The 3,258-nt window shown below is 59.3% G+C and carries 5 protein-coding genes; 1 reads left to right on the top strand and 4 read right to left on the bottom strand.

The window, feature by feature from the left end:
* Nucleotides 1-79 precede the first annotated feature (79 nt).
* Complete coding sequence (locus CHU93_RS00545; RefSeq protein WP_094472275.1) at nt 80-511, top strand: hypothetical protein; 432 nt, start codon at nt 80-82, stop codon at nt 509-511.
* Nucleotides 512-698: 187 nt separating this feature from the next.
* Here the strand turns inward: CHU93_RS00545 and CHU93_RS00550 are convergent, their stop codons facing one another.
* From CHU93_RS00550 to CHU93_RS00565, 4 genes are all read right to left on the bottom strand, one after another.
* A complete protein-coding gene (locus CHU93_RS00550; protein ID WP_094472278.1) occupies nt 699-1,331 on the bottom strand; it encodes a tyrosine-type recombinase/integrase in 633 nt (210 codons plus the stop codon).
* Nucleotides 1,332-1,562: 231 nt separating this feature from the next.
* Nucleotides 1,563-1,865: a HigA family addiction module antitoxin gene (locus CHU93_RS00555; RefSeq protein WP_058456848.1), complete on the bottom strand. Its 303-nt coding sequence runs from the start codon at nt 1,863-1,865 to the stop codon at nt 1,563-1,565.
* On the bottom strand, nt 1,865-2,146 hold the full coding sequence (locus tag CHU93_RS00560; RefSeq protein WP_094472276.1) for a type II toxin-antitoxin system RelE/ParE family toxin: 282 nt from the start codon (nt 2,144-2,146) through the stop codon (nt 1,865-1,867). The genes CHU93_RS00555 and CHU93_RS00560 overlap by 1 nt, the downstream gene beginning before the upstream one ends.
* 98 nt (nt 2,147-2,244) lie before the next feature.
* Nucleotides 2,245-3,258: strawberry notch C-terminal domain-containing protein (locus CHU93_RS00565; protein WP_207759164.1), on the bottom strand; the 1,014-nt coding region annotated here is incomplete at its 5' end.

Raw genomic sequence — 3,258 nt, forward strand, 5'->3', positions numbered from 1 at the left:
GCTACCCTCATAACCTACACCACCTGCCGGGACGCGACCTGCTGCAACCGCGAGGGTTCGCCCACCATCGGAATGGCCATTGCCGAAGGTGCTTCCGGATGCCCGGTCTGTTTGCCAAGAGGTGCGCTGCCTTGAGGACGAGCAATTCCAGCTGTTCGAGACGATCGGCGGCGTGGACACGACCGCCGATAGGCGGGCGTTCCACGGTCTCGACCGGCTGACATGGCAGCCCGGTGACGAAGGCCTGGAACTGCGCTTCCGTCATGGGCGTGGCAGAGGCGCAATCGCCAGCAGGATTCCAAGCCAGACGATCCGGCTCGTGTTGCGGCGCGACCAAGCGATAAGGATAGATTGGAACGCTCGCCTGCCGATGTCACTGTCAGGCGACAACCGCGCGGTGGTTTACGAACAGCGCAGCTACCTGCTGCAATTCGGCAGCGCTGGGGCGGCGCTTGCCTTCGGCAAGATGCCGCCATCCAAGACCGTCGACCTGACCCGGCACATCTATTGAGATTGCCGCCTTCGCAGGCTTGAATGTTGTTGACGGCAACATGTTTGGAAGGGGCGAACGACGAACGGCCGCGATCGCGATCCGCGAAAGCGGTCATTCAGGAATCCACCCACTTGTTGCCGGTTCGGCAATCTCAGCTTTTCACCAAAAGCGGCCATCGGAGCTTGCCCGACGGCCGCCATGATGGTCAGATTTCGATACGCTCAGCGAGGACAAGTGCATCCTCCACGTCGACACCGAGATAGCGGACCGTGTTCTCGATCTTGGAATGTCCCAGGAGAATCTGGACCGCACGCAGATTTCCCGTTGTCCGGTAGATCATGGCCGCTTTGGTGCGCCGCATGGAATGCGTGCCGTAGTCTTCACGCCGCAACCCGACTGCGGTGACCCATTCATCGACGAGCCGGGCATACTGCCGCGTGCTCATCGGTTGACCGGAATGGATCCTGCTTGGGAACACGAAATCATCGATGGTGCCGCCACGTCGCAGCAGCCATGTCGCCAGGCTCGAGCGGGCGTCTGCGGTGATTTCGAATTGCACGGGACGACCGGTTTTCCGCTGAATAATCATGGCGCGGTCGCGGACCTCTGATCCGGCTACGAGGTCGCCGATTTTGAGCTTCACCAGATCGCAGCCCCGCAGTTTGCTGTCGATCGCCAGGTCGAACAGCGCACGGTCGCGGAGCCGCTCCTCGCGATCAAGGAAGAACCGGATCGCCCAAATCTGTTTTTGGGTAAGCGGCCGCTTTGTGCCGACGGTTCTGCCGGCATTCCACACAACGCGGTTCTGCATGGCGGGGTCGAAGTGAGAATAGGTCATCATCTTTCTCCATGGCCTTGATTGGCCAAGAAGAAAGAACGGGAAACAAATGTGGCTTTGCCTTTGATCGGGCTGAAGGGTTGGGACCCTGCGATTTAACGGGACAGAATTGGCCTAACTCGGTCCGAAACCATAACCTCTTGGCCAGTCGGCGCATTGTCAATCAGGCGAGATATCCGATGAAGGGAGTCTCAACGCGACTGCGGTCATCGGCGACCCAATTGAGTCCTGCTATGCAGGCTCGCGCACGCGCTCGATAGAAATCGTCTCCGATCCGCCTTTGGCTTGCGCAAGATCATAGGCGGACTGCATCCGCAGCATGGTGGCAGCAGAAACACCAAATGCCTTCTCGAACCGGATCGCCATCTCCGGGGTCAGCGCAGCCCTGCCATTCAGCAAGCGGCTCAACGCAGGCCGAGTAACCTTGAGATGATCTGCGGTGCTCGACACATTCATGTTGTAAGGCTTCACGATCTCTTCGAGCAACCAAGGGCCCGGGTGGATCGCGAAGCTGTCATGGAGCTTGATAGCCATCAGTGATAGTCCTCCAGGTCGAGATCAGCGACGGTGAGTTCGTCGATCATTGTGAATGTCAGCCGCCAATTTCGGGTTACCGTCATGGCAAAGTATCCCTCCCTGTCTCCGGTGAGAGGGTGAAACCCGAAATTCGGCGGCACCGCCAGCTCATCCAGGCTCTCTGCCGAGGCAATGAACGCCAGCATGCGACGGAGCCGGTCAGCCTCCATCAGCCCTGCTGGCTTCCCGGTCTCAGCAAATCTGCGAAGCGCCTTGTGGCGGATGCTTCCGATTTCCATGGAGGTGTAATCCCACAAGTTACACAAAGAGTCAACAGCGGTGTAACCCCTGAGGCTACACCTCGGTCATTGGAGCAGCAGCTTGCAAAAATACGCACTCACACGCGAAGCAGGTCGCTGATAACCGATGAAGCGGTCGCTGTCGGAATGAAAACCCGTGTACGAAACGAGATAATTTCGGTGAAGCATCCGATGCTCTTCAGCCAAGGGAGCTGATCGACAGGCGCTCCGACGATTTCGTAGCGCTGTTCGCCTGCCACACGCGAACATTTGATGGTCGCCTCGAACGGCCGCTTGATCGGGATGATCCGGCTTTCGCTGAGCGCCTTGATGATCGTATCCGAACTCAGTTCAACGGTAGAGGCAATGTCGAATTTCTCGAGCAGCTTGGCCACATCGAGTTCGTGGACCATGCGGCCGAGCCAGCTTCGTCCCTCTTCGTCCACGATCCGCCGGACCTCCAGATAGTCGATGGGAAGGCTCGACCAGATCGGCAGGAGAAGTCCGGTTGCAAGGTACACGGTCTCTGTGGTGAGCCGTTCGGCAAGCTCCGCAACCTCGCTTTGCCACAGCTTCTCAAAAGTCCGGCGCGGAGCTTCCTCCCAAGCCGATTCCGCAAGGTCATCGAAGTGGTGGTATTCGCGCCGGAGCGGGCGGTGGAGGATAACCCGCCTGATGAGTTCGCCCTGTTCGGTCATGAAGTGCCGCGAAGGTTCGGCCAGGGCTGCTTTCCCGCTCTTGGTATTGTGGAGCAGAATGCAGCCGTCAGCGTAGTCGCGGCGCTCAAGGACACGCTCAAGGGAGATCGGCCGTGCTCTCGTCTTGAGAGCCAGCTGCAGCAAGTGTGACGTGGCGCCGGTTCGCCCGTCGGTCCGCAGGACGATGTCTTCGACAACCTCGGCCTGTTCAACCCGAAGGGTTTCGACGCCAACATCGAGCGATCCGGCCTCGCGCGCGGCCGACACCCGCGCTTCGACCAACCCCAGAAATTCCTCGAAGATCGCATTCTGCATTCCGATCGGCAGCGCGAGGATGCGGTTGAGCCAGCGCTGGATCGGCGGAAGGTCCTCTTGTAAAGGCTGGATCAAGTTTCGCCAAAAGTGCTGGCGCAA

This window comes from Sandarakinorhabdus cyanobacteriorum (genome assembly GCF_002251755.1).
GTDB classification, from domain to species: domain Bacteria; phylum Pseudomonadota; class Alphaproteobacteria; order Sphingomonadales; family Sphingomonadaceae; genus Sandarakinorhabdus; species Sandarakinorhabdus cyanobacteriorum.

Coding starts and splice junctions, on each gene's coding strand:
- CHU93_RS00560 (WP_094472276.1), bottom strand. CDS start 2,146: ATGGAAATCGGAAGCATCCGCCACAAGGCGCTTCGCAGATTTGCTGAG.
- CHU93_RS00550 (WP_094472278.1), bottom strand. CDS start 1,331: ATGACCTATTCTCACTTCGACCCCGCCATGCAGAACCGCGTTGTGTGG.
- CHU93_RS00555 (WP_058456848.1), bottom strand. CDS start 1,865: ATGGCTATCAAGCTCCATGACAGCTTCGCGATCCACCCGGGCCCTTGG.